This is a genomic window from Myxococcus sp. XM-1-1-1 (assembly GCF_020037095.1).
In the GTDB taxonomy this organism is placed as follows: domain Bacteria; phylum Myxococcota; class Myxococcia; order Myxococcales; family Myxococcaceae; genus Myxococcus; species Myxococcus fulvus.
In genome coordinates this window covers 938,313-962,192 of sequence record NZ_JAIQDH010000001.1, presented here as the reverse complement: position 1 = coordinate 962,192, position 23,880 = coordinate 938,313, and the positions used below count along the sequence as shown (strand labels likewise).

At 70.7% G+C, this 23,880-nt stretch carries 17 protein-coding genes; 4 read left to right on the top strand and 13 right to left on the bottom strand.

Going from position 1 to position 23,880, the window contains the following annotated elements:
- Positions 1 to 19 precede the first annotated feature (19 nt).
- From K8640_RS03970 to K8640_RS03945, 6 genes are all read right to left on the bottom strand, one after another.
- Positions 20 to 1,348: a DUF4105 domain-containing protein gene (locus tag K8640_RS03970; protein ID WP_223745828.1), complete on the bottom strand. Its 1,329-nt coding sequence runs from the start codon at positions 1,346 to 1,348 to the stop codon at positions 20 to 22.
- Positions 1,349 to 1,446: 98 nt separating this feature from the next.
- Positions 1,447 to 2,304 carry an rRNA maturation RNase YbeY gene (ybeY, locus tag K8640_RS03965; protein ID WP_141330607.1) on the bottom strand — a complete coding sequence of 286 codons (858 nt, stop codon included), beginning with the start codon at positions 2,302 to 2,304 and terminating at the stop codon, positions 1,447 to 1,449.
- Between the two features lie 22 nt (positions 2,305 to 2,326).
- Positions 2,327 to 4,828: an HD family phosphohydrolase gene (locus tag K8640_RS03960; protein WP_223745827.1), complete on the bottom strand. Its 2,502-nt coding sequence runs from the start codon at positions 4,826 to 4,828 to the stop codon at positions 2,327 to 2,329.
- 134 nt (positions 4,829 to 4,962) lie between these two features.
- The gene (locus tag K8640_RS03955; protein WP_141330603.1) at positions 4,963 to 6,057 is read right to left on the bottom strand and encodes a PhoH family protein; all 1,095 of its coding nucleotides are present in this window, start codon (positions 6,055 to 6,057) and stop codon (positions 4,963 to 4,965) included.
- An 83-nt stretch (positions 6,058 to 6,140) separates the two neighbouring features.
- Entirely contained in the window at positions 6,141 to 7,262 is a 1,122-nt protein-coding gene (locus K8640_RS03950; protein WP_223745826.1) for a DUF4388 domain-containing protein, read from the bottom strand.
- A 2-nt stretch (positions 7,263 to 7,264) separates the two neighbouring features.
- Positions 7,265 to 9,448, bottom strand: coding sequence for a M48 family metallopeptidase (locus tag K8640_RS03945; RefSeq protein ID WP_223745825.1), 2,184 nt, complete (start codon positions 9,446 to 9,448; stop codon positions 7,265 to 7,267).
- Positions 9,449 to 9,600: 152 nt separating this feature from the next.
- Here K8640_RS03945 and mazG point away from each other — a divergent pair, with 152 nt between their 5' ends.
- On the top strand, positions 9,601 to 10,773 hold the full coding sequence (mazG, locus tag K8640_RS03940; RefSeq protein WP_223745824.1) for a nucleoside triphosphate pyrophosphohydrolase: 1,173 nt from the start codon (positions 9,601 to 9,603) through the stop codon (positions 10,771 to 10,773).
- Positions 10,774 to 10,909: 136 nt separating this feature from the next.
- The gene (gene rpsT, locus K8640_RS03935; RefSeq protein ID WP_141332110.1) at positions 10,910 to 11,182 is read left to right on the top strand and encodes a 30S ribosomal protein S20; all 273 of its coding nucleotides are present in this window, start codon (positions 10,910 to 10,912) and stop codon (positions 11,180 to 11,182) included.
- A gap of 75 nt (positions 11,183 to 11,257) precedes the next feature.
- Here rpsT and lptE read toward each other — a convergent pair whose 3' ends face one another.
- From lptE to leuS, 3 genes are read right to left on the bottom strand one after another with little or no spacing between them, the layout of a single operon-like run.
- On the bottom strand, positions 11,258 to 11,782 hold the full coding sequence (lptE, locus tag K8640_RS03930; protein WP_141332109.1) for an LPS assembly lipoprotein LptE: 525 nt from the start codon (positions 11,780 to 11,782) through the stop codon (positions 11,258 to 11,260).
- 31 nt (positions 11,783 to 11,813) lie between these two features.
- Positions 11,814 to 12,416 (bottom strand): hypothetical protein, encoded by a 603-nt coding sequence (locus tag K8640_RS03925; RefSeq protein WP_223745823.1) that lies wholly within the window; start codon positions 12,414 to 12,416, stop codon positions 11,814 to 11,816.
- Between the two features lie 12 nt (positions 12,417 to 12,428).
- Positions 12,429 to 14,930 carry a leucine--tRNA ligase gene (leuS, locus tag K8640_RS03920; RefSeq protein WP_223745822.1) on the bottom strand — a complete coding sequence of 834 codons (2,502 nt, stop codon included), beginning with the start codon at positions 14,928 to 14,930 and terminating at the stop codon, positions 12,429 to 12,431.
- 698 nt (positions 14,931 to 15,628) lie between these two features.
- Here leuS and K8640_RS03915 point away from each other — a divergent pair.
- Together K8640_RS03915 and K8640_RS03910 are read left to right on the top strand one after the other, a co-directional pair.
- Positions 15,629 to 18,481: a SusC/RagA family TonB-linked outer membrane protein gene (locus K8640_RS03915; RefSeq protein ID WP_370640307.1), complete on the top strand. Its 2,853-nt coding sequence runs from the start codon at positions 15,629 to 15,631 to the stop codon at positions 18,479 to 18,481.
- A 3-nt stretch (positions 18,482 to 18,484) separates the two neighbouring features.
- A complete protein-coding gene (locus K8640_RS03910) occupies positions 18,485 to 19,870 on the top strand; it encodes a RagB/SusD family nutrient uptake outer membrane protein (protein ID WP_223745820.1) in 1,386 nt (461 codons plus the stop codon).
- 90 nt (positions 19,871 to 19,960) lie between these two features.
- Here the strand turns inward: K8640_RS03910 and K8640_RS03905 are convergent, their stop codons facing one another.
- The 4 genes from K8640_RS03905 to K8640_RS03890 form a co-directional block, all read right to left on the bottom strand.
- Complete coding sequence (locus K8640_RS03905; RefSeq protein WP_223745819.1) at positions 19,961 to 20,854, bottom strand: NAD(P)-dependent oxidoreductase; 894 nt, start codon at positions 20,852 to 20,854, stop codon at positions 19,961 to 19,963.
- A gap of 99 nt (positions 20,855 to 20,953) precedes the next feature.
- Positions 20,954 to 22,684 carry a putative ABC exporter domain-containing protein gene (locus K8640_RS42820; RefSeq protein ID WP_223745818.1) on the bottom strand — a complete coding sequence of 577 codons (1,731 nt, stop codon included), beginning with the start codon at positions 22,682 to 22,684 and terminating at the stop codon, positions 20,954 to 20,956.
- Positions 22,681 to 23,439, bottom strand: a complete 759-nt coding sequence (locus tag K8640_RS03895; RefSeq protein ID WP_223745817.1) for an ABC transporter ATP-binding protein — start codon at positions 23,437 to 23,439, stop codon at positions 22,681 to 22,683. Before K8640_RS03895 ends, K8640_RS42820 begins: the two co-directional genes overlap by 4 nt.
- A gap of 16 nt (positions 23,440 to 23,455) precedes the next feature.
- Complete coding sequence (locus K8640_RS03890) at positions 23,456 to 23,836, bottom strand: response regulator (protein WP_223745816.1); 381 nt, start codon at positions 23,834 to 23,836, stop codon at positions 23,456 to 23,458.
- Positions 23,837 to 23,880 lie beyond the last annotated feature (44 nt).

Below are 23,880 nucleotides of genomic sequence, written 5' to 3'. Positions count from 1 at the left end.
AGGGTTGAAGGTGAAGGGCTCAGGGCGCCTCGAGCCGAGCGACGGGCCCGTCCCGCCGCGCTGACGTCCGCGCCCCGCCCGGCAGCCGCGCCAGCAGGCGCTCCAGGCCGAAGGCCCCCGCCATCCCCAGGGAGATGGGCAGGATGAGCGCGATGAGCCGCCAGTTGTCCTGGTCGAACGGCGGCAACAACTTGAGCACCACGCCCAGCACGCCGCTGCCCGCCAGCACCGCCCAGAGCTTGAACAGCCTCGTGCGCGCCTTCGGGTTCTTGCCCCGCATGAGGGACACGCCGAAGGGGATGGCGAGCAGCGTCAGCGGGTTGGCCAAAAAGAGGTTCTCGTTGCGGTACGTCACCGTGTGGTCCGTGACCAGCCACATGACGAAGAGCGCCGTGCCGGGGATGCCCAGCACCAGCCCGAGCAGCGCTGTCTCCAACCCGAGCAGCACCCGGGGCAGCCGGCCGCCCTTCTTGCGCTCCCAGGCGGCGAGTCCCAGCGCCGCGCCCCCGAGCCCCAGCCCGAGCGCCAGGATCCAGGGTCCCCAGGGCGGAGGCTCGACGGGAGGACGCGGGCGGTTGGACGCCACGTAATAGTTCCACTGCCGGGCCACCAGCGGACGCAGCTGGCCGTCCGCGCCCTTCACCTGGAGCGAGGCGACCTGCTGCTCCAACTCGTCCGGGAGGAAGGCCTCCTCCCAGCGGGTGATCGGGTGGTCGATTTCATCGTTCATCATGAAGTCGAGCAGCACGCTCATCGGCGGGTTCACCGCGGTGTAGCGCCGCGTGTGCTCGCGCAGCGTCATCCGCCCCGGCGCCCGGTCCGCCTCGCGCAGCTGGCCCCCCGTGGCCACGTCGATCATGTCCCGCAGACGCGTGACGCAGTTGTCGTTGTAGTGGTGATACAGGTACTCGCGGTTCTCCGGCAGGACGTTGTCGGCCAGGCGCCTGGCGACCTGCTCGCGCTGCTCCGGGGTGAGGTTCAGCTCCTGGATGCGGACGTCGCGGTCCTCGGCGCGGTAGTAGCGGTAGGTGGCCTCCGCGCGAGCCTGCCCCACCCAGAACTCCAGGCGGCCCATGGCGAAGCGGGCCAGCATGGCGTCGTCGAAGGAGAACATCCCGTAGTTGTAGAGACGGGTGACGCCGAGCTTGCGGTCCTCCACCACCAGCGAGCCGTGGCCCCACCAGGCGGGCACGTCGTCGCCGGGGCTGAAGGTGGCCAGCGAGATGACCAGGTCCTCGCCCTGGCTCTCGCCCGTGCCCCAGGGGGGCACAAGCCCCGACTGCGCATGCGCGGGAGACGCGAGCAACAAGCCGAGCAGACCGAGGGCGATGAGCGACAGGCGGAGCATGGCTGTGTCCAACACGCGGGAGGCGGCCTACCTATCATGCGCGATGGCCGACTCAATCGACAGGATGCCGGATTGTCCGACAGGGAGCCGTGCGAGGCCTACATCAGGCTGCGCGCCCGGCGGGCCTTCGCGTCCACCTGGAGCGAGTCCGCCACCATGCCGCGCTCGCCCAACAGCTCCTCCTCCAGCGCCGCCATCCGCTTGGCGTCGCGCGGGCGCTCGTGGTCGTGCCCCAACAGGTGGAGCAGCCCGTGCGCCAGGTAGCGCGCCATCTCCGACTCCAGCGGTCGGCCGTACTCCTTGGCCTGCCGCTTCGCCGTGTCCAGGGAGATGACCACGTCGCCCAGGGGCCGGGGGCCCGGAGTCCCCTTGGGCAAATCGCCCGCGGGGAAGCTCAGCACGTCGGTGGCCTTGTCCTTGTCGCGCCAGGTGCGGTTGAGCCGGCGGATGGCCCGGTCGTCGACGAGCGACAGCGACAGCTCGCAGTGCGCCAGCGACAGGCGCGTCAGGTAGTCGCGCGCCCACGTCGTGAGCAGCCGGCCGAACTCCTTGCCCTGGGGGTGCGCCACCTGCAGCGTGACGACGTTCTCCGTCTTCGGGGGCGCGGGGGCCTCCATGTGCGCGCGCTCGGGGCGGAAGGCCGGGGCGCAGACGGACCAGTAGTCACACGCGCCCTTGCCGTCGTTGCGGTACACCACGCGCTTGCCGCGAGGCACCAGGCCGACCTCGCCCGCGGCGATGCGCTCGCGGCGGCCCTCGATGACGAGCGTCAGCTCGCCCTTGAGGACCAGCACGACCTCGTCGAACTCCGGCCGCTGCGCCGGCTCCGCCCAGCCCGGCGGCGCCAGCATGCGCGCCACGGAAGCCGAGTCCGTGCCGGTGGTCGCCGCGCCCACGAACTCCTCGATGCGCTTGCCGTCGTCCCTCGGGATGACCTTGCCCTTGCGCAGTCTCACGCCGTCACTCCTCGCACCCCTGTCACGAAGCCCCCGCCGAGCGTGCCTTGTCCTTGGTCTCCACGGCCTTGCCCCCCGCCACCACCAGCGGCGGCGCCTTGCCGCCGCCCACCGCGCCGGCCGGATACACCGGACGCGTGTGGTAGATGCCCTCGAGCGTGTGCAGGAAGGACTGGGAGATGAGGTTCAGGTCCTTCAGCGTCAGGTCGCACTCGTCGAGCTGCCCCTCGGAGAAGATGAGGTTGATGATCTTCTGCAGCTGGGCCTGGAGCTTGGGCGTGGTGGGCTCCGCCATGGAGCGCGTCGAGGCCTCCACCGCGTCGGCGATCATCACCAGCGCCGCCTCGCGGAACTGGGGCTTCGGTCCCGGGTAGCGGTAGATGCTCTCGTCGATGGGGGGCGCGCCTTCCTTGCCCTCCTGCTCCTTCAAGGCCTTGTGGTAGAAATAGCCCACCGTGCGCGTGCCGTGGTGCTGCGGAATCGCGTCCGCCACCAGCTTGGGCAGCCGGTACTGGCGCGCCATCTCCAGGCCCTCCGTCACGTGGCGCTTGATGATGACGGCGCTCATCGCGGGGGCCAGCGAGTCGTGGCGGTTCTCGCCCTTCTGGTTCTCACCGAAGTAGAGCGGATTCCGACCCTTGCCGATGTCGTGGTAGTACGCGCACGAGCGCGCCAGCAGCGGATTGGCGCCGATGGTCTCCGCCGCGTTCTCCACCAGCGTGCCGATGATGATGGAGTGGTGGTAGGTGCCGGGCGCCTGGACGATGAGCTCCTTGAGCGCCGGGTGGTTGAGGTTCGCCAGCTCCAGCAGCTTGATGTCGGACGCGTAGCCGAACGTCATCTCGATGAGCGGCGTGAGCGCCATCACCATCACCGGCACCGCCAGCGACGAGCCGACGAACGCGCTCAGCGCGGTGATGGCCGTGTCGGCCGTCAGGCCCTTGCCCTCGACGAGGAACAGGAACAGCACCGCCACCGTGTTGGCCGCGCCGGTGACGAGCCCCGCGCGGAAGATGCCCACGCGGTCCTTCGCCCGGACGATGCGGTCGGCCGCCACCAGCGAGCCCACCAGCGTGTAGATGCCGAACGCCAGCGAGTTGCCCAGCATCACGCCCGCCAGACACGCGAACACCATCGCGAAGAAGAGCGCCAGCTCCTGCGTGAGGATGAAGCGCACCAGCATGGCGCCCGCGGCCACCGGGAACACGTAGTAGAGCGCCTCGATGGGCAGCGCCGTGTACCGGTCCTGGATGGCGTCCGCGATGGACACCCAGAGCTGCAAGAGCGCCAGCGTGCCCACCAGCAGCATCCCCAGCAGGACGCCGTCCTTGCGCGTGGGCCGGAAGCGGCGGAACGCCGTCATGCAGAAGAAGTACGAGGCCACCACCAGCAGGGCCACCAGCCCCGTGCCGCCCAGCTGCACCTGCACCAGGTCCAGCCGGTCCGTCTCCGCGCGCATGCCGCGCAGCACCACGAGGTGCCCCTCGTTCACCAGCTCACCGTCGCCGATGACGCGCTGGCCCTTCTTGATGGAGATGACGGCGTCCTTCACCGCCTGCGCGGCCTGGTGCCGGCGCGCGTCCGTCTCCGCGATGTTGATGGTCAGGTTGGCGCGCACCAGCCGCTTGGCCAGCCGCAGCACCGCGCGGCGCTGCACACCGGGCGCGTCCGGCAGGAGGTTGCCGGGGATGGAGGCGAAGCGCTCCATCTCCTGGTGCGCCTCACGGATGTCCGCCACCTGCGGCGCGCCGTTGGGCAGGGTCTCCTCGCCCTTGTTCACCACGTCCCGCACGGTGAGGCCCTGGGGGGCCTCACGGGCCAGCTCCTCCCGGGAGCCCGCCACGTTCACCGGGCCCTGCTCGGAGCGGTACGCCCGCTCCAGCAGCAGCAAGGTGGCCGTCTCCACCTCGTCCGAGAACCCCTTCGCGTAGAGCGCCTGGAAGTCCTCGGCCTCCAGCCCCGCGTCGCGCTGGCCGAAGAGCAACTCTTGGAGCTCCGCCTGCATCTCCTCACGCGTCCGGCGCTCACGCTCCACCTGCTCGGGCGTCAGCACCGGGGCCTTGCGCGACTTCTTCGGGGCGGCGCCCTCCTCCGGCTCCAGCTCCGACTGGGCCTCGGCCAGCTCCGCCAGCCGCTGGCGCATGGTCGCGAAGGAAGCTCGCACCACGGTGCGCAGGTGTCCCACCACGGCCGGGTTCAAGTCGTAGACAGGCTTGACGGCGGAGCGGGCCTCCTGGCGCCGCTGGGCCGTCATGGCGCGGTGGACGACCTCGTAGTCGCGCGCGGCCTTGAAGCCGGCGGGGGAGCTGGCCCGGAAGGGCTTGCCGAGGTTCTCCTCGGAGAGGGCGGGGATCTGCTGGCTGTACAGCCCGGGGGAGATGACGAAGCCCGCCCCCACCGACACAAGGAGCAGGAGGAACACCTGGACCGCACGCCGCCCCCACACGCCTCGGCCCAGGCCAAAGCGTGCTGCGAGCGCGTCCAACGGACTGGGCGCGGGGTGCTGCGGTTCCGGTTCGTCCATGGAGGTCCTCACCCTAGATAGGGGCCGTGGCTCCATCAAGGCCGCAGCGTCCCGGAATATTCACGGGGCCGGAAATACGAATGCCCGCCCGCCAGGGTAGGCGCGGGTGGGCATACGTAAGCCTCGACAGGTGCTCAGCCGACGGCGGCCTCCGGCGGGATGGCGACCAGGGGAGCGGACTCCGAGGGGGAGGCCGTGGCCTGGGCGGCCTCGCGAGCGGCGTGGGCCTCGCGCTGCGCCAGCTCCGCCTTGTCGTACGCGCGGATGACCTCCTGGACCAGCGGGTGGCGCACGACGTCCACGTCAGAGAACTCCGCGAAGTGGATGCCGTCGATGTTCTTGAGCACCGCGCGGGCGTGGTTCAGACCGGACAGCTTCCCGGTGGGGAGGTCCACCTGCGTCACGTCGCCGGTGATGACGGCCTTGCTGTTGTAGCCCAGGCGCGTCAGGAACATCTTCATCTGCTCCACGGTGGTGTTCTGGGCCTCGTCGAGGATGACGAAGGCGTCGTTGAGGGTGCGGCCGCGCATGAACGCCAGCGGAGCCACCTCCACCACGCCCTCCTCCACCAGGTGCGCCGCGCGCTCGGCGGCCATCATGTCGTGCAGCGCGTCGTAGAGCGGCCGCAGGTACGGGTTCACCTTCTCCTGCAGGTCTCCGGGAAGGAAGCCGAGCTTCTCACCCGCCTCCACCGCGGGGCGCGCGAGGATGATGCGCTTGACCTTGCGCTCCTGGAGGAAGGCCACCGCCATGGCCATGGCCAGGTACGTCTTGCCCGTACCGGCGGGGCCGATGCCGAAGACGATGTCGTGGGCGCGGATGGCGTCCACGTAGCGCTTCTGGGCGATGCTCTTGGGCGCGATCTGCCGGTTGCCGGAGCTCTTGAGGACCGGGCCGAGCATGACCTCCTGCAGGGACTCCGCGCCGCGGCCGAGCACCTTGATGCCCTGCTCCACGTCCTCGCGGTAGATGGGGCGACCGGCGCGGATCATCCCCTCCAGGTTCTCCAGGAGGCGCACCGTGAAGGCCACCGCGTCGGACGGGCCGGACAGGTGGAACTCCGTCCCCCGTTGTCCCACACGGACCCCGAGGCGTCGCTCCATCAGTTTGAGGTTTTCGTTCTGGTTGCCGCACAGCGCCAGGGCCGTCTCGTTGTCACGGACGTCCACCTTGGCGGAGGAGGCGGTGACGGCGGCTGCGGGCGCTTCCAACGTGGCGGGGTTTCGCAATGCGGGTCGTTCCTCGGGTCGGTACCAGTTGTCTTCAACGTAACGCCGCCCCCCCGGCTCCGAAAGACGACTTCACGCAGAGGCTAGCGCAAGGGTGGCAGGAGGACGAACCGCCGAGCGGCCAGCCGCCGGTAGTGGTACTCCTCCCGCCAGGGGTATCTGAGTTCCTCCGAGCTCAACAATCCAGCCTGGACCAGAGCATCCAACCGCTCCGGCAACTCACCCCGTTCCAGACGGAACACTTCGAGCGCGGCCTCGATGCGGACGCGTTGGGCATCGGAAACATGACGCTGGGCCGCTGGGTCCGCGAACGCCGTGGCCCCGCGCGTGCGCTCCGCATCGGAGAGCGCCACCCGGAAGACGACCACCCCCAGCACCGCCAGCACCAGCATGGTGGCCACCACGCGCCCCACCGCGCCCACCAGCCGTGAGAGCAGCCGCTCGTCACCTGGGGCCGGAGCCCTTGCGCCCTCGGGGTGGATGACCCGGACATACTCGCCCTTCACCAGGTTGTGCAGCGCCTTGCAGGTCTCGAACTCGCCCAGGCAGCAGACATCCACCAGCTTGCGCAAATCCCGGCCGGGCGCGATTTCGTCGTACACGCGGCGCTCGGTGCCCGCGATGACGCCCAGCTCGCCGCCCTCCTCGCCCTCGCGGGGCGGGGGCAGCGCCTTGAGCCGCTCGAAGGAGAGGTCGTCGCGGTGGATGGACTTCCGGATGACGGGCCACTCGTCCACCATCCGGAAGCCCTCCATGAGCACCGTCTCGGCGCGCAGGGGGCGGATGGCCTCGGCGTCGGGCTCCACGGGCTCCTGGATGAACTCGTAGGTGCCGGCCTTCCACGTGAAGAGGCGGTAGAGCGTCTCCGTGGCCTGCAGCTGCATCATCGACTGGAAGCGCTCGGTGGTGAGCGCCTGGCTGGAGACGAGCACGTCGCCCAGCCGCTTCAGGGTGCGCCGCTGCGTCTCCAGCGCCGCCTCCAGCTGCGTCTCGGTGATGAGCTCGGCGCGCACCAGCATGGCGCCGATGAGGTCCTTGCGCTTGCGGGTGACGCTCTCGACCTTGATGATGTGGCCGTCCCGGAAGCCGATGCGGACCTCCTGGTCCTTGTTCTCCAGTTGCAGCGAGCCCGTCTTCTGCTGCTGGCCGATGAGCTGGAGGATGTCGCCGATGCCGAAGTCCTTGAGCGTTCCCTTCAGGGACATGGCTACTCCTCTCCCCTGCGCAGCCGGACCAGGCCCCGCAGCGACATCAGGTGGATGCCCACCAGCAGCAGCACCGCCGGCACCAGCTTGAGGTACAGCGGCGCGTCCGCGTACGGCGCGCGCACCAGGCCCCGGTACAGCAGCGAGGCGGCCAGCGCGAAGAGGAACAGGAAGGCGTACAGCGCCCCGCGCACCGTGCTCCCGGAGAAGACGTGTCCCGCGCCGGACAGGAGCGTGCCCACCGCGTACGTCACCCGCCCCACCCAGGCCTGGTGCCGCTGCACTTCATCCGCCTTGCGCTGACGCAGCTGCTGGGGAACCAGGCCCCTGCGACTGAAGACGTTCACGCACTGGCCACACTGCGTGCTGCCCACGCCCAGCTCCGGGTCGCACCGCGTGCACACAGGACGGCCGCAGCGCTCACACACCTTCGCGGCCTTCAGCCGTCGCGCCGCAACGCCCCAGAGCACCAGCAGCCCCGCCACGCCGGCGGGAAGCAGCCAGGACACCGGCCCCGGCGCCACGCCCGGCAACACCCAGCCGGCCAGCTGCGCCTCCACCCGCCGCCCCGCCTCCGAGCCGTCCGCGAGCGACAGCCACTCCGACGCGGGCACCGTGGGCGCGAGCGTCAACAGGTTGAGCAGCAAGCGGTCATCCGGAGGGGGCTCGCGGCGGAGCAGCTCGCCATCGAGCGCCTGCGCGGACGCGGTCGCCGTGGCCGCGCGGTCCAGTTCCTTGCCCACCTCCGAGTCCGGCAGCGTCTTGGCCCGCCGGCGGTGGAGCTGCGCCAGGTTGTAGTGCGGCGCGGCCATCCTCGGGTCGGCCTGCGAGGCCTGCACGTAGAGCTGCGCGGCGCCGTCCACGTCCCCCAGCCCCACCAGCGTGTTGCCGAAGCGGGTCAACAGGCGCGCGTCCCCGCTGCGCACGGCCGAGGCCGCCTTGAAGTGCGTGCGGGCGTCCTCCAGCAGGCCACGGCGCGACTCGTAGTGCCCCAGCGCGTTGAGCTCCGCGAAGGTGGCCGCGCGCGACTCGTGACGCGCCTTGACGCGGGCCACCGCGCCCTCGGCGGACAGGCCACCGCGCTCCAACAGAAACACGTCCTCGGCGGGCGTGCCCGCGAACGCCGTCACCCGGGTGAGCTGCCCCGCGGCGAGCGGCGTCAGGCCGAGCCCCGCCACCAGCACGGCGGAGACGACGCGCTCCCGGTTCGTCAGGTACGCCGCCACCACGGCGAGCAGCACCAGCAGCCGGGGCACCAGCCCCCACGGCAGCGTCAGCGGCAGCCCGAGCAGCAGCACCCCGAGCAGCGCCGACTGCCAGCGCGCGACGGCTCGCGGCAGCAGGTGGTGGAAGTCGTGCAGCGCGTAGCGCACGCGCCTGAGGAACAGCAGCGCGACGAAGAGCACGGCCGTGGCCGACCAGGCCAGGAGCAACAGCGAGCCCAGGTCCGCCAGCGCCGGCCCCCGGTAGCGGGGGTCCAACGCGAGGGACAGGAAGGCGGCGCGAAGCTCGCCCAGCACCCGGCCCACGGCGGTGAAGTCCTCCTGGGCATAGAGCTCCGCGAGCTCGAAGTGCGCCAGCGGGAGCCGGGGCGACAGCTCCACCGCGAGCCGGGCCAGCCGCACCGCGCCGCCCATGTCCCCGGCCCGACGCCGGACATCGGACTCGCGGAGGAAGCCGACGCTGATGGGCTCCAGGTCCGCGGCGAGCAGCTCCTGCTTGAGCGTCAGGAGTTCCTGCTGCGCCTTCTCGGCCGTGCCGACGTCGTTCGTCGAGCGCGCCTGCCGCCAGCGGTCCCACACCGCGAGCACCTCCTCGTCCGACACCCGGGGCGTCAGGATGGGGCTCAGCACGGGGCGGGGCACGATGACGGGGGGCGGCGCGGGCTCGACGACGGGCGGGGTGGGCGTGGCGGCGCGCGCGGGAGGCGGTCTGGCCTTCTCTCCCCGTCCCGTGCGCCGGGAGGCTGGATCCTGCTCGTCCTCGACTTCGGTTTCACCCTCCTCGACGGGGGTGTCGTCCTCGGGCCCGGCCGCGTCGTAGGACTCATCCTGGAGGTCGGGCTCGAGCGGGCCCGGATCCACCTCCTGGAGGCGCGTGGGCGCCTCGAGCTGCGCGAGGGCCGACGCAGGGGACAGGAGCAGCAGGCCCGAGAGGAGGAGGGAGGGAAGCAGGAAGCGGATCATCCAGGGTTCGGATGATAGGCGAGCCGGGCCGAACCACGAAAGACAACGCCACCTGTCCGGTCAGGACCGGCTTTCCGGGACGGCCGGCCAGGACCACGTGTTACAGGGTCGGCATGTCGCGGGACGGCCCGCGCGAGGGAGGCGTGAACGACATGGGGACCCCCGGGACCGAGCTGGAACGTCTGGTGGACATCATGCGGCGGCTGCGGGCCCCGGACGGCTGTCCCTGGGACAGGGAGCAGACGCTGGGCACGCTGCGGCCCTACCTCCTCGAGGAGGCCTTCGAGGTCCTGGACGAGATGGACCGCGTCACCGAGGGCGGCCCCTGGCACCCGCTGTGTGAAGAGCTGGGAGACCTGCTCTTCCAGATTGTCTTCCACGCCCAGCTCGCCGCCGAGCGGGGTGAGTTCACCATGGCCGACGTCAGCCGGGCCATCAGCGACAAGCTCACCCGCCGCCACCCCCACGTCTTCGGCGAGCAGCGCGTGGACGGCTCCGAGCAGGTGCTGGCCAACTGGGCGAAGCTCAAGGCCGAGGAGCGCAAGAAGAAGACGGGCAGCGAGGGCTCCGTCCTGGACGGCGTCCCCTCCGCCGCGCCCGCCCTGCTGCGCGCCGAGCGGCTCACCGAGAAGGCCAGCCGCATCGGCTTCGACTGGCCGGACCTGGCCGGCGTGCGAGGCAAGCTGGCCGAGGAGCTGGTCGAGCTGGACGAGGCCATCGCCTCCGGGGACAGGGCCGCCATCGAGCATGAGCTGGGCGACGTCCTCTTCTCCCTGGCCAACCTCGCGCGCTTCGTGAAGACCCCCGCCGAGGACGCGCTGCGACTGGCGAGCCTCCGCTTCACCCGGCGCTTCCAGCACATCGAGGCCGCACTCCGGGCCGAGGGGGTCCCCTTCGGCGGAGCCACCCTGGAGCACATGGAGCGCCACTGGCAGGCGGCCAAGTCCCAGGAGAAATCCCTCCCGCCCCCCACCCTGCCCCGCGCGCCCCTGTCCACCCTGCGCCTGGGCGTGGTGGATCTGGAGGCCCAGGCCGCCTTCTGGACGCCGCTGGCGGCCCTGCTCGGGTGGATCATCCCGGCCCCTGCCCCGGCGGATGAGGCCCGCTACGAGAGCGGATCCATCCGGCTGGTCTTCCAGCGCGCGAAGACGGCGGCGACAGGGGCCACCCTCACCCTGGAGGCACCGTCCGAGCACGCGGTGGCGCTGATCCGCCGGCAGGTGGAGCGGACCTCCCCGGGCGCCGTGCTCGAAGCGAGCGCCGGGCGGATGACCTTCCGGGACCCCGCCGGGCTGGTGTGGGAATACACTACCCAGCCTGGGTGATTCCCCCGCCAGAGCCTTCTGATCGCGTCCGGAGCCCGGAAAACCCGTCCGTACGCACACGCCCGTCTTGACGCCTGCGAGGCGTCGCAGTAAGGACGGCCCCTCTTTTTAGCCTGCCTTTCGCTGGAGATTTCTCTTGGCCAACACCAAGTCCGCAGAGAAGCGTTACCGTCAGTCCCAGAAGCGCCGCGCCCGGAACGTCACCGTCCGCACGGACGTGAAGAGCGCCGTGAAGTCCGCCCGGGAGGCCATCGGCTCCAAGGACGGCGCCAAGAAGACGGACGCGCTCAAGGCGGCTTCCAAGGCGCTGAGCAAGGCCGCGACGAAGGGCGTCATCCACAAGCGCACCGCCTCGCGCCGCATCTCCCGCCTGGCCAAGGCCGCCGCCAAGAGCGCGCGTCAGGCCTGATGCACCCGGGGGCCTCTCGACAGGTCCCCGCCCAGTCCTCGAAACAGGCTCCCCGGGAGGAGGCTCCGCGCCTCCTCACCAGGTGCTGGCGAGCCGATCGAACCCATCCCGCATGAGCACCTGCGCCAACCGGTCCAGGGCCGCCTGACGGTTGGACTCGGCCTCGAGGATGTCTCCGCTCCCCGGCAGGTAGTCCTCGGTCCCCGAGATGACTGTCTCCTGGGGTGGCTGTCCTTCCCGCACCAGCCGCAGGCGCACCGTCGCGGCGACGCGGAAGAAGCGGCCCACGATGGTGGGCGAGCTCCACAGCGACAGCACCGCCCCCTCCACCTTCGCGTCGCACGACGCCCCGCTGCCCAGCCGCCCCACGCGCGTCAGCTCCTGGCGGAAGTGGCGCGTGAAGAGCGTCTCCAGCGCGGGCTCCGGCGTGTCGTTGGTGAAGATGGGCGCGCACACGGACTTCACGCCCTCGGGCAGCCCCTCGCCGCGCGGCGTGAAGCGGTAGCCACACCCGGACAGCAGCAGGGAGCCCACCCCCAAGCCCGACAGCAGCACGGCCACGTGGAGACGCCGTGAGGCGGACTTCGAGCGGAGCGACATGGGCGGCACCCTACCCGCCCCGGCCCTTGCGTCAAGCGTGAGGCCCGTCCACCGGGCGCCCGTCCGCGTCCGTCACCACCACGCCCCGCGCCTTCACCGCGCTCGCCAGCGTGCGCCAGGCCTGGAGCAGCCGCGCGTCCCGCTCCGAGCCCCGCCGCGCGAGCCCCAGGGACCAGCGCGTCGTGCCGCCGGTGGACGTCTCCAGCACCAGCGTGTGCACGCGGCACACGGCCGCCAGCAGCACCCCCAGCGCCGTCAATCCGAAGGCCACGACCTTGAGCACCAGCACCGACGTCACGGCCCCCAGCGCACCGAAGCCGCAGAGCATCAGCGCTTCCAGGAAGGGCCGTGACTCGAGCGTCAGCGCGCGCAGGTGGACCAGCTCCACCACCCGGGGAGAGACGCCCTCCGCCATGCGATAGGAGAGCCGCCCCGCCTCGCCGACGAGCTGGCGGCCTCCCCCCAGGTCCGCCGTCAGGAACGGCCCGGGAGGAGCGGGAGGCGGCACGTCCGCCGGCGGTGGGGCCGGCAGCGGCGCGTCCGGCAGGGGCGCGCCACACGCGATGCACCGCGCGCCGCCGGCCGCCTGGGGCCGACCGCACGCGGTGCACATGACGAGGACCTCGGTGGGCACCCGACTCCCCGCTCAGCCGACGACGAAGTTCACCAGCCGCTTGGGCACGAAGACGAACTTGCGCAGCGTCTTGCCGGTGATGGCGGACTTCACCCGCTCGTCCGCCTCCGCCGCCGCGCGCACGTCCGCCTCGCTCGCGTCCGCGGGCACCTGGATCTCCGCGCGCAGCTTGCCGTTCACCTGCACCGCGTAGGGGATGACGTCATCCACCACCAGGGCCGGGTCGAACTCGGGCCACGTCTGCGAGACGGTGAGCTGCGCGCTGCCGTAGGCCTCCGCGATTTCATCCGCGATGTGCGGCGCGAAGGGCGTGAGCATCATCGACAACAGGCGCACCGCCTCCGCCATGGCCGCCTTCTCCGCGGGCGTCTCCGGCGTGCCCGCGTCGGAGAGCGCGTTGAGGCACTCCATGATGCCCGCGATGGCGGTGTTGAAGGACAGCCGCTCGATGGCCTCCCCCACCCGCTTCAGGCCCTTGTGCGCCGCGCGGCGGATCTCCAGCGCCTTGCCCTCGAAGGGGCCCGCGTGCGTGGCGCCCGCCACGGCGGCCTGGTGCGTGGAGGCCAGCACCCAGACGCGCTTCAGGAAGCGGAACACGCCCTCCACCTGGGCGTCGGACCAGTCGAAGTCACGCTCCGGCGGGCCGGCGAACGCCACGTACGCGCGCGCCGTATCCGCGCCGTACTTCTCGATGATGGAGGCCGGCGCGACGACGTTGCCCCAGCGCTTGGACATCTTGCGCTTGTCCGGACCGTTGACGATGCCCTGGGTGATCAGCCGCGTGACGGGCTCGTCCACCGGGCTCAAGCCCAAGAGCTTCATCACCCGGGTCCAGAACCGGAAGTACAACAGGTGCATCACCGCGTGCTCGGGCCCGCCCACGTAGATGTCCACGGGCAGGAAGCGCTGGGCCTCCTTCGGGTCGAACGGCGCGGCGTCGTAGTGCGGAGACAGGTAGCGCGCGAAGTACCAGCAGGAGTCGACGAAGGTGTCCATCGTCTCCGCCTCCCGGCGCGCGGGGCCACCGCACCTGGGGCACGTGGTGTTCACCCACGAGGCGACCTTGGCCAGCGGGGGCTCGCCCTTGCCGGTGAGCACCTCCTGCACGTCGATTTCGGGCAGCTTCACGGGCAGCTGCGACTCGGGCACGGGGATGCCGTGGCGCTGCGGGTCGCACTTCTCGCAGTAGACGATGGGGATGGGCGTGCCCCAGTAGCGCTGGCGGCTGAAGCCCCAGTCCTTCTGGCGGTACGTCACCGTCGCGCGGCCTCGGCCCTCCGACTCCAGCTTGCGCGCCATCTCCTGACGCGCCGCCTCGGACGTCTTCCCGCTGTACTCACCGGAGTCCACCAGCACGCCGTACTCGGTGTACGCCGCCTCCAGCGCGTCGCCCGCGGGCAGCGGGTCGCCCGAGGCCGGCTGGATGACGACCTTCACGGGCAGGCTGTACTTGCGCGCGAAGGCGAAGTCGCGCTCGTCGTGCGCGGGCACGCTCATCACCGCGCCGGTGCCGTAGTCGCTCAACACGAAGTTGGCGATCCACACGGGCACCGGCTGGCCGGTGAACGGGTTGAGGGCGTGGGCGCCCGTGAAGACGCCCTCCTTCTCCGTGTCCTCGCCCGTGCGCTCCGTCTTGGACTGGGCCGCCATCTTCTTCACGAAGGCGTCCACGTCCGCGCGGCGCTCGGGCGTCGTCACCTGGGCCACCAGCTTGTGGTCCGGCGCCAGCACCACGTAGGTGCAGCCGTAGAGGGTGTCCACGCGCGTGGTGAACACGCGGATGGAGGCGTCATGCCCCTGGACGCGGAAGTCCGCCTCCGCGCCATCCGAGCGCCCAATCCAGTTGCGCTGCATGGACGTGATGCGGTCCGGCCACTCCTTGAGCGTGTCCAGCGCGTCCAACAAATCCTGGGAGAAGGCGGTGATGCGGAAGGCCCACTCGGGCATCTCGCGGTCCACCACGGGCGAAGAGCAGCGCTCGCACACGCCGTCCTTCACCTGCTCGTTGGCGATGACGGTGTGGCAGCCGGTACACCAGTTCACCTTGCTGAAGCGGCGATAGACGAGCCCCTTCTCCAGCATCTTGATGAAGAACCACTGGTTCCAGCGGTAGTACTCCGGCTGGCTGGTATTCACCTCGCGGGACCAGTCGTAGCTGTAGCCCAGGCTCTTCATCTCCGCCTTGAAGGAGACGATGTTCTCCTGGGTGCGGATGGCCGGGTGCACGCCGTCCTTGATGGCCGCGTTCTCCGCCGGCAGGCCGAACGCGTCCCAGCCCATGGGGTGCAGCACGTCGTAGCCGCGCATCAGGAAGTAGCGCGCGTACACATCCCCGATGAGGTAGTTGCGCACGTGTCCCATGTGCATCTTGCCACTGGGGTACGGCAGCATCTCGAGCACGTACTTCTTCGGTGCGCCCGGACGCTTGCCCGCCCGGAAGATGCCGGCCTCGTCCCAACGGGCCTGCCACTTACCTTCAATCGCCTGCGGCTCGTAACGCTCGTTCATCGCCATATCCGCTGCGCCTCTTATGGGAGGGCCGGCCCTGGGGGCAACCAATCTCGCCGGCCACTCCTGGCCGACGGAGCCCGCTTTCTCCGGCTGACCCGAGAGAACCCCCGGCCCGGCCGTTCTGTGCCCGCCGCGCGCATGGAACCGGGCGGCCGCAGGCACGGATGCACCGCGCCAACACAGCCCGCTACAGCGCCGCCCTGCGGGGGCTGCTGCGGTGACGCCTCCACCCTCTCCACCACGTCGACCTTGCGGAGATCCACGACGTCCCCCCTCGGGTAGGGACACCGCGTCCCTCGTGGCGCCGGTCCATCGCGCTTCGCGTCACTCAGCTCTCGATACGAGATCGGAATATTTCCGTTTGGATGGATTTGGCCAACATTCTTGAAAAACAAGTCTTACCATTGACTTGGTTCAGTTCACCCACCGACGATTCGCGCCCACGGCACCTGCAGGGGGGGCCGTTCCCACCGTTGCGAGGAAAGATCCGAATGACGCTTAAGAGAGCGTTGATTCCGGGGTGCGTGATCGCACTCTTCTCGTTGGAAACCATGGCGCAGGAGGCCACCACTCCGGCTCCCGAGCCGCAGGCTCCCGCGGCGCAGGCTCCGGCGACCCCGGCACCCGCTCAGGCTCCGGCCGCCACCACTCCAGCCTCCCCCCCGCCCGCCGCGGCGCCCGCGCCCTCCTTGGGCCGCACGGTGAAGGGACGCGTCGCGGACCGGCTGACGAACGAGGGCCTGCCGCTGGTGCGCGTCATCATCAAGGGCACCACCCAGGGCGTGGAGACGGAGCTGGACGGCACGTTCTCGCTGCCCAACGTCCCGCCGGGGGCCACCACGCTGCTGTTCTCCAGCCAGGACTACGGCGAGCGTGAGGTGCGCGTCGGCGCCACGCAGGACAACGTGAACGTGGCGCTCGACAACGTCTTCTCCGAGGAGATGGTCGTCGTGGGCCGCGCCTCCGAGCTGGCGCGCAAGCACCTGGCCAACTCCGTGGCCTCCGTCAGCGCGGAGGAGATGAACCGCGCGCCCGCGCAGACGGTGGACCAGGCCCTCCAGGGCAAGATCGCCGGCGCCAACATCCAGCAGAACTCCGGCGCCCCGGGCGGCGGCATCCAGATGCGCCTGCGCGGCGTGTCCACCATCAACGGCTCCACCGCGCCCCTCTACGTCATCGACGGCGTGCTCGTCAGCGACGTGGCCATCGCCTCGGGCGTGTACGTGGTGACCGACTCGGTGGGCGGCTCCAACCCGAACCCCACCCAGGACAACCAGGTCAACCGCATCGCGGACATCAACCCCAACGACATCGAGAGCATCGAGGTCCTCAAGGGCGCGTCCGCCGCCGCCATCTACGGCTCCAAGGCCGCCAACGGCGTCGTCATCATCAACACCAAGCGCGGCCGCGCCGGCGAGCCCAAGGTGGAGCTCACCCAGCGCGTGGGCATGTACACGCTGGCCAACAAGCTGGGCACCCGCCGCTTCGAGACGGTGGAAGAGGCCGTGGAGACCTTCGGTCCGGAGGCCGCCAACTACTGGACCGGCAACCGGTATGACCACGAGGCCAAGCTGAGCGGCCGGCGGGACCTGTCCACGGAGACGCTCGCCAGCGTGAGCGGCGCCAGCGGCAACACGCGCTACTTCGCGTCCGCGATGCTCCGCAACGACGAGGGCATCATCAAGAACACCGGGTACGAGAAGGAGTCGTTCCGCCTCAACCTGGGTCAGACGATCGGCGAGGTGGTGGAGGTGAACGTCGCCACCAACCTCATCCACACGCTGGGGCAGCGCGGTCTGACGAACAACGACAACCAGACCATCACCAACTACATGGTGCTGCCCAACGTGCCCGAGTTCCTGAACATGGACCCGGACGCGGCCGGCGTGTACCCCACCAACCCGTTCCTCGGCAACGGCGCCAACCCGCTGCAGACGGCCGCGCTGGTGAAGAACGACGAGGACGTGTGGCGCTTCATCGGGTCAGGTGACGCCACCGTGCACCTGATGAAGACGGACGAGCACCACCTGCGCGTGCTGGCCAACGCGGGCGTGGACCGCTTCCAGCAGGAGAACCGGCTGCTGTTCCCGCCCGAGCTCAACTTCGAGCCGGTGGACGACACCTTCCCGGGCACGTCGCTGTTCGGCACCAGCCAGGTGCGCAACCTCAACGGCGGCCTCAACCTGGTGCACAGCTACAAGCCGGCCTCCAAGTTCCTCAGCGCCACCACGTCCGTCGGTGTGCAGCTCGAGGAGCGCCGCATCGACTCCACCTACGTCATCAGCGAGAACCTCAACGCCGGCCAGCCCGGCGTGGACAACGGCACCGTGATTGGCGTGCGCGACGACGCCAACCACGTGAGGGACCGCGGCTACTACCTGCAGGAGGAGGTGCTCCTGCTCGAGGAGCGGCTGACCCTGGTGGGCGCCGTGCGTGGCGAGCAGTCCAGCGTCAACGGCAACCCCAACAAGCTGTTCTTCTTCCCCAAGCTGGCGGCCGCGTACCGCATCCCCACGCTGCCGGCGTTCATGAACGAGCTGAAGGTCCGCGCGGCCTACGGCGAGACGGGCAACCTGCCCCAGTACGGCATGAAGTTCAGCGGCATGAGCGCGCTGAACAACGTGCAGGGAACCCCGGGCCTCATCGGCACGGGCGTGGCGGGCGACCCGAACATCCGTCCGGAGCGCCAGCGTGAAATCGAGGCCGGTGTCGACGCGCTGCTGTTCGGCGGCGACCTGACGCTGGAGCTGTCCGTGTACCAGCGTGGCATCAGCGACATGCTGCTGCGCCGCGCGCTGCCCACCTCCACGGGCTTCACCACCCAGTTCGTCAACGGCGGCTCGCTGCGCAACCGCGGCATCGAGGCCATGGTGCAGGTGACGCCGCTGAGCGGCCCGCTCGAGTGGACCAGCTCCGCGACCTTCGCGCTCAACCGCAGCAAGGTGACGAACCTGCCGGTGGCGCCCTTCCAGGCGGGCGGCTTCGGCAACTCGCTGGGCGCGTTCTTCATCGAGGAGGGCGCGTCCGCCACGCAGATCGTCGGCAACGTGGGCCGCGACGCGAACGGCAACCCCATCGTCCGCAAGATTGGCGACACGGAGCCCACCTTCACCATGGGCTTCGCCAACACGCTGCGCTACGCGGACGTGACGCTGTCCTTCCTGTGGCACTGGCAGCAGGGCAGCGACATCATCAACCTGACGCGCTACCTGTATGACAGCGCGGGCACCTCCGCGGACTTCGAGACGGCGGGCCGTGAGCGCGTGGCGAACCGCCGGGGCAACGCGACCATCTACATCGAGGACGCGACGTTCCTGAAGCTGCGCGAGGTGACGCTCAGCTACAACCTGCCCAAGAGCTGGGTGTCCGCCATCCCGAAGCTCCAGAACGCGCGGCTGAGCCTCAGCGGCCGCAACCTCCTGGTGTTCACGGGCTACTCGGGTCTGGACCCCGAGGTGAGCAACTTCGGCAACCAGGCCATCGCGCGCAACATCGACGTCGCCCCGTTCCCTCCCAGCCGCAGCTTCTGGACGTCGCTCGACGTCGGGTTCTAAGCCATGAACATGTACCAGACGAAGAAGACCCTGTTGGCGTTGTGCGCGGCGGTGGGACTGGGCGGCTGCGGCAGCCTGGACATCGGCGACCTCAACAACCCCAGCCTGGATGATTTCCGCGACAACCCCACCGTCTCCGGCGTCAACAGCGCGTCCACGGGCCTGCTGCTGGGCCACCGCGCGGGCGTGTCGGCGCCGAACGGCTACGTCGCTCAGCTGGGCGTCATCGGCCGCGAGGCGTACGTGTTCGACCCCGCGGACCCGCGCGCCATCGACGAGATGCTCGGCCCCGTCATGGACCCGGGCGCCGCGGCCTTCGGCGGCAACTACTGGACGGCGCCCTACGCCAACATCCGCAACGCCAACACCCTGCTGGCCGCGCTGGAGAAGGTGGCGGGCCTGTCGGACGCGCAGAAGGAGGGCGTGCGCGGCTTCGCGAAGACGATGCAGGCGCTCGACTTCCTGGTGGTCATCAACACGCGTGACACCCAGGGCGCGCCCATCGACGTGGACCGCCCGCTGGGCGCGGACCTGGCCCCCATCGAGGGCAAGGACGCGGTGTTCGCCCACATCGCCGGGCTGCTCGACACGGCCGCGGGCCACCTGGACAACGCCGGGGACAGCTTCTCGTTCCGGCTGAGCACGGGCTTCAACGGCTTCGACACGCCGGCGACGTTCCGCACGTTCAACCGCGCCGTCCGCGCGCGAGTGGCCGTGTACATGGGCCGCAACGAGGACGCGCTCACGGCGCTGAGCCAGTCCTTCATCACCGCCAACGTCCCGGCCGATGACGGCGCGAAGGCCGCGGCCCTCGCCTCGCTCAACGTCGGCGTCTACCACGTCTTCCGCGCGGCCTCCGGCGACGCGGACAACGGCCTGTTGTCCACCACCGTCTTCGCCCACCCGTCCATCGCGACGGACGCGGAGACCGCGGGCGCGGGTGGCCCGGTGGATGACCGCGTGACGCGCAAGACGGTCAAGCTCAACGCCCCCGTCAGCGCCGCGGACGGCAAGCTGACGACGGACCTGCGCTTCACGCTGTACACGTCCGCGGACGCGCCCGTGCCCATCATCCGCAACGAGGAGCTCATCCTCCTGCGCGCCGAGGCCAACATCGGCATGGGCCAGATTGGCGCCGCCGCGGATGACCTCAACTACATCCGCACCCGCTCCGGCCGCCTGCCGGCGCGCACGGACATCACCGCGGAGAACGCCGTGGACGAGCTGCTCAAGCAGAAGCGCTACTCGCTGATGTTCGAGGGCGGCCACCGGTGGATCGACATGCGCCGCTACGGGAAGCTGGACGAGCTGCCGCGCAACCTGGACCCCAACGTCCCGCCGCACGCGTTCTTCCCCATCCCCGTCGCCGAGGTCAACGGACGGCAGTAGCCGTCCTCCGGGGCTCCAGCGCCAACGCCTGGAGCCCCCGTCGTCACAGCCCCGGGTGCGCGCATCGTCGCTCGCCCGGGGCGTTTCATTTCAGCGAGGAGGCCTGCCCAGCCCCGCGCGCTCCGCGACGAGCGCTCCCAGCGCGGACCAGTCCAGGTCTCCATGTCCCTGGGCCACGCCGCCCAGGTACTGGTCCCTCACGAGGCTGGCCAGCGGCATGGGCACCTCCGCCGCGCGCGCCGCCTCCAGCACCAGCCCCACGTCCTTGAGCCCCAGCCGCAGGGCGAAGCCCGCCGGCGAGTACCGCTCCTCCGCGATGGCGCGGGCGTAGTTGGCGAAGATGGGCGAGCTTGCGAAGACGGACTGGAACACCTCCAGGAACTGTCGGGGCTCGACGCCGGACTTGCGCGTGAAGGCGAACGCCTCCGCGAGCGCCTCCAGCATCGACGCGATGAGGAAGTTGCCCGACAGCTTCACCACGTTGGCCATGGACGCGTGCTCGCCCAGCACCGTGAGGCCCCGGCCCAGCGACTCCAGCAGCGGCTTGACGCGCTCCACGTCCACCTGCGCGCCCGCGGCCACCACCCACAGCTGCTTCGCCTCGGCGGCCTCGGGACGGCCGAACACGGGCGCCGCCACGTAGCCCTGCCCCGCGCTGGCGTGCGCGTCCGTCAGGCGCTGGGAGAGCGCCACGGAGATGGTGCTCGAGGAGACGTGCACCGCGCCCTTGCCCAGCCCCTCGACGATGCCCTGGGCTCCCAAGGACACGGCCTCCGCCGCCACATCGTCCGCGAGCATGCTGAACACCACGTCCGCGCCCCGGGCCGCGTCCGCCGGAGTCGTCGCCGCGCGCGCGCCCTGCTTCACCAGGGGCTCGCCTCGCGCCGGTGAGCGGTTCCACACCGTCAGCGCATGCCCGGCGCCAAGCAGGCTCTTCGCCATGGGCAGACCCATGTTGCCCAGTCCCACGAATCCCACCTTCATGTCGCGCTCCCGTCGGTTCGGTCCGCGGACTTCCTGCGCGCCCGGGCCCGGTGCCCGCCACCTCTTTCCGGGCGCGAGTCCAGGAGCCGACGCTCGGGCCTACTCCGGCCGGTCCTCGGAGACGTCCAGGTGTTCGAAAGCGCGGCCCAGCCAGAGCACGCCCAGCCCCACCTCCGTCAGCAGCACGGCCGCCGCCGCCAGTCCCGCCAGCGGCAGCGCCCAGAGGTCCAGCGAGCTCCAGGCCACGAAGGCCACCAGCGAGCCCACCAGCGCCGCGGGCACCAGCCCCAGCAGGGACACCACCAGCGAGCCCACCAGCGTCAGCAGGCGCTGGCCCAGGGCCTCGATGCCGCGCGCGCTGCCCACCCGGTCCGCCGGAACCCACGCGGGGAACAACACCACGGCCCCGTTCTGGACGAACAGCCCCGCCAGCGCCACCGAGGGCAACAGCGCCGCCAGCGCCAGTCCCCCGGGCCACCAGTACGTCATGAGCCAGTCGTCCTCGGCGCCCGGGCCACAGACGAGGCCCACCGCGAGCAGCCCCAGTTGCAGGCTGCTGACCACCAGCGCCGACGCCGCCAGCTCCGCGCCCACCACCTGCCAGCCCGCGAGCGGCAGCGCGCGCAAGAGGTCCAGCTTCGGCAGGTCCATGCGCAGGTCCATGCGGAACGCGCTCGGTCCCACCACCGTCATCATCACCGCCAGCAGCGTGGCCATGGGCCCCACCACGCGGCGCGTGTCGGTGAACACGTTCGACTCGCCCATCACCGACACGATGACGGCGGCGAGCAGCAGCGGCGCCATCACCGTCCACACCCCGCCCGCCATCCGCTTGCGGGTGATGAGGTTCTTCCAGATGAGCGCCACCTCGGGACGCCCCCGCGCCGACAGCCGGAAGGGCGCCTTGCGAGCCCCCAGCCCGCCCTTGCGCACGAGCGTCCCGGACAGGCGCTGGGACTGCTCACGCACGCGCGCCTCGGCCTGCGTCACCGCCGTCTCCTCGAAGGGCACCTCCGCCAATCGCACCCAGACGTAGTGCGCCACGGCCAGCACCACCACGGGCGGCAGCGCGCTCCAGAAGGCCGAGGTGTCGCGCGCCAGCGACGGCGCCACCAGGAGCCGGCCGGGCCACAGCACCGCGCTCAGCCCCGGCGAGGCCACCACAGCCTCCACCCAGTGGCGCAGCGCCCCCGGCGTCCCCACCGTCCTGGGGAACGGGTACGTCTCCAGCGTGGAGAACACCCCCATCACCACCGCGGCGAGCACCAGCCCCACGCCCACCCAGCGCTCCACCTGCCCCCGCCGTCCCCTCGCAGCCCAGCGCGTGCGCATGAAGGACGCCGCGATGCCGTGCAGGTACAGCGTGCCGAGCGACAGGAAGGCCCCGGCGAAGAAGAGCGCGGGCTCGGGGCTCACCACCCGGCCGACGAACAGCGTGGCGAACAGCGCGCCCACCGCCGCGCCCATCGCGCCTCGGGCGAGCTTGTAGTGCAACAGCGAGCGCCGGGTGACGGGCGCGGGGAACAGCTGCACCACCTCCGTCTCCGTGAAGGTCAGCGAGGGCCGGTCCGGCCCCAGCGCCCACGCGGAGAACAGCGTGACGAGCACCGAGCCCACCAGCGACAGCTCCGCGAACAGCCTCACGCCCGGAGGCACCGCGGCCACCGGTCCCGTGAAGTCCAGCCGGCGCAGGAAGAGCGAGTAGATGTAGAACAGGCCCACCGCCGCGCCCACGAGGTAGCGGGGCTTGCGCAGCCGCAGCACCTGGAGCCGCAGGCGGTTGCGCGTGGACGCAAGCCAGAGGAAGAGCACCGCGCCCGGGAAGCTCACGGCCTGGGCATCTCCGAGCCCGCGCCGCTGGTGATACGCACGAAGAGGTCCTCGAGCGACGCGCTGCCCGCGTCCGGTCCACTCAGCCGCGCGCGAATCTCCTCCAGGCTGCCGAGCGCCATGGCCCGCCCTCCTGCAATCACCAGCAGCCGGTGGCACAGCTCCTCCACCAGGGGCAACAGGTGCGAGGACAACACCAGCGCCGAGCCCTCCTCCGCGCGCCGACGCAGCGAGTCCTTCATGCGCCGGATGCCGATGGGGTCCAGGCCCGTGAGCGGCTCGTCGAGCAGGATGAGCCGGGGCGAGTGCAGGAAGCCGCAGGCGATGGACAGCTTCTGCTTCATGCCGCGCGACAGCTCGCCGGGCAGCGCCTTCTCCTTGCCCGTCAGCTCCATCTCCTCCAGGAGCGCGCGGCCCCGCGCCTCCCAGTCCTCCACGCCGTAGAGCCGCGCCGTGAAGTTCAGGTGCTCCCACACCGTGAGGTAGTCGAAGAAGCGCGGCTCGTCGGGCAGGAAGGCCAGCTCGCGCTTGGCCTCCACCGCGTCCTTGCCCAAATCATACCCCGCCACGATGACCTTGCCCGCCGAGGGCGGGAGGATGCCGGCGAGGCAGCGCAGCGTGGACGTCTTGCCCGCGCCGTTGGGGCCCACCAGGCCCAGCACCTCGCCGGGCGCCACGTTGAAGTGCAGGCCCTGCACCGCCGTCACCGCGCCGTAGCGCTTCTCCAGGCCCGCCACCCGCAGGACGAAGTCCATTCGCACGCCCCTCGCCTCAGGCCAGCTTCAGCAGGTCCCTGACGGTGTCCATCACCACCTTGGCCTGCACGGGCTTCACCAGGTACGCACTGGCGCCCAGCGCCAGCGCCCGCTCCCGGTCCGCCGCCGCGCCTTCCGTCGTGATGACGACGATGGGCACGCCGCGATGGTCCGTGGCCTGACGGATGTGGTGGATGAGCTTCAGCCCGTCCATCAACGGCATGTTGATGTCCGTGAGCACCAGGTCGAAGCGGCCCTGGGTCAGCTTCTTGAGCCCCTCGGCGCCGTCCTGCGCCTCGGTGCAGACCATCCCGCTGATGCGCTGCAACGCGTACATGATGCTGCGTCGCATCGCCTGCGAGTCGTCGACGACGAGGGCTCGAATCTGCTGCGTCATGGCCCGCGCACACTAACACCCGACCCCGTCGCCCCGCCCGGCCA

What these genes read in the sequence shown, in the direction of transcription:
- K8640_RS03970 (WP_223745828.1), bottom strand. Translation starts at nt 1,348, where the DNA reads ATGCTCCGCCTGTCGCTCATCGCCCTCGGTCTGCTCGGCTTGTTGCTC.
- K8640_RS03960 (WP_223745827.1), bottom strand. Translation starts at nt 4,828, where the DNA reads ATGGACGAACCGGAACCGCAGCACCCCGCGCCCAGTCCGTTGGACGCG.
- K8640_RS03950 (WP_223745826.1), bottom strand. Translation starts at nt 7,262, where the DNA reads ATGTCCCTGAAGGGAACGCTCAAGGACTTCGGCATCGGCGACATCCTC.
- K8640_RS03945 (WP_223745825.1), bottom strand. Translation starts at nt 9,448, where the DNA reads ATGATCCGCTTCCTGCTTCCCTCCCTCCTCCTCTCGGGCCTGCTGCTC.
- mazG (WP_223745824.1), top strand. Translation starts at nt 9,601, where the DNA reads ATGGGGACCCCCGGGACCGAGCTGGAACGTCTGGTGGACATCATGCGG.
- lptE (WP_141332109.1), bottom strand. Translation starts at nt 11,782, where the DNA reads ATGTCGCTCCGCTCGAAGTCCGCCTCACGGCGTCTCCACGTGGCCGTG.
- leuS (WP_223745822.1), bottom strand. Translation starts at nt 14,930, where the DNA reads ATGGCGATGAACGAGCGTTACGAGCCGCAGGCGATTGAAGGTAAGTGG.
- K8640_RS03910 (WP_223745820.1), top strand. Translation starts at nt 18,485, where the DNA reads ATGAACATGTACCAGACGAAGAAGACCCTGTTGGCGTTGTGCGCGGCG.
- K8640_RS03905 (WP_223745819.1), bottom strand. Translation starts at nt 20,854, where the DNA reads ATGAAGGTGGGATTCGTGGGACTGGGCAACATGGGTCTGCCCATGGCG.
- K8640_RS03895 (WP_223745817.1), bottom strand. Translation starts at nt 23,439, where the DNA reads ATGGACTTCGTCCTGCGGGTGGCGGGCCTGGAGAAGCGCTACGGCGCG.
- K8640_RS03890 (WP_223745816.1), bottom strand. Translation starts at nt 23,836, where the DNA reads ATGACGCAGCAGATTCGAGCCCTCGTCGTCGACGACTCGCAGGCGATG.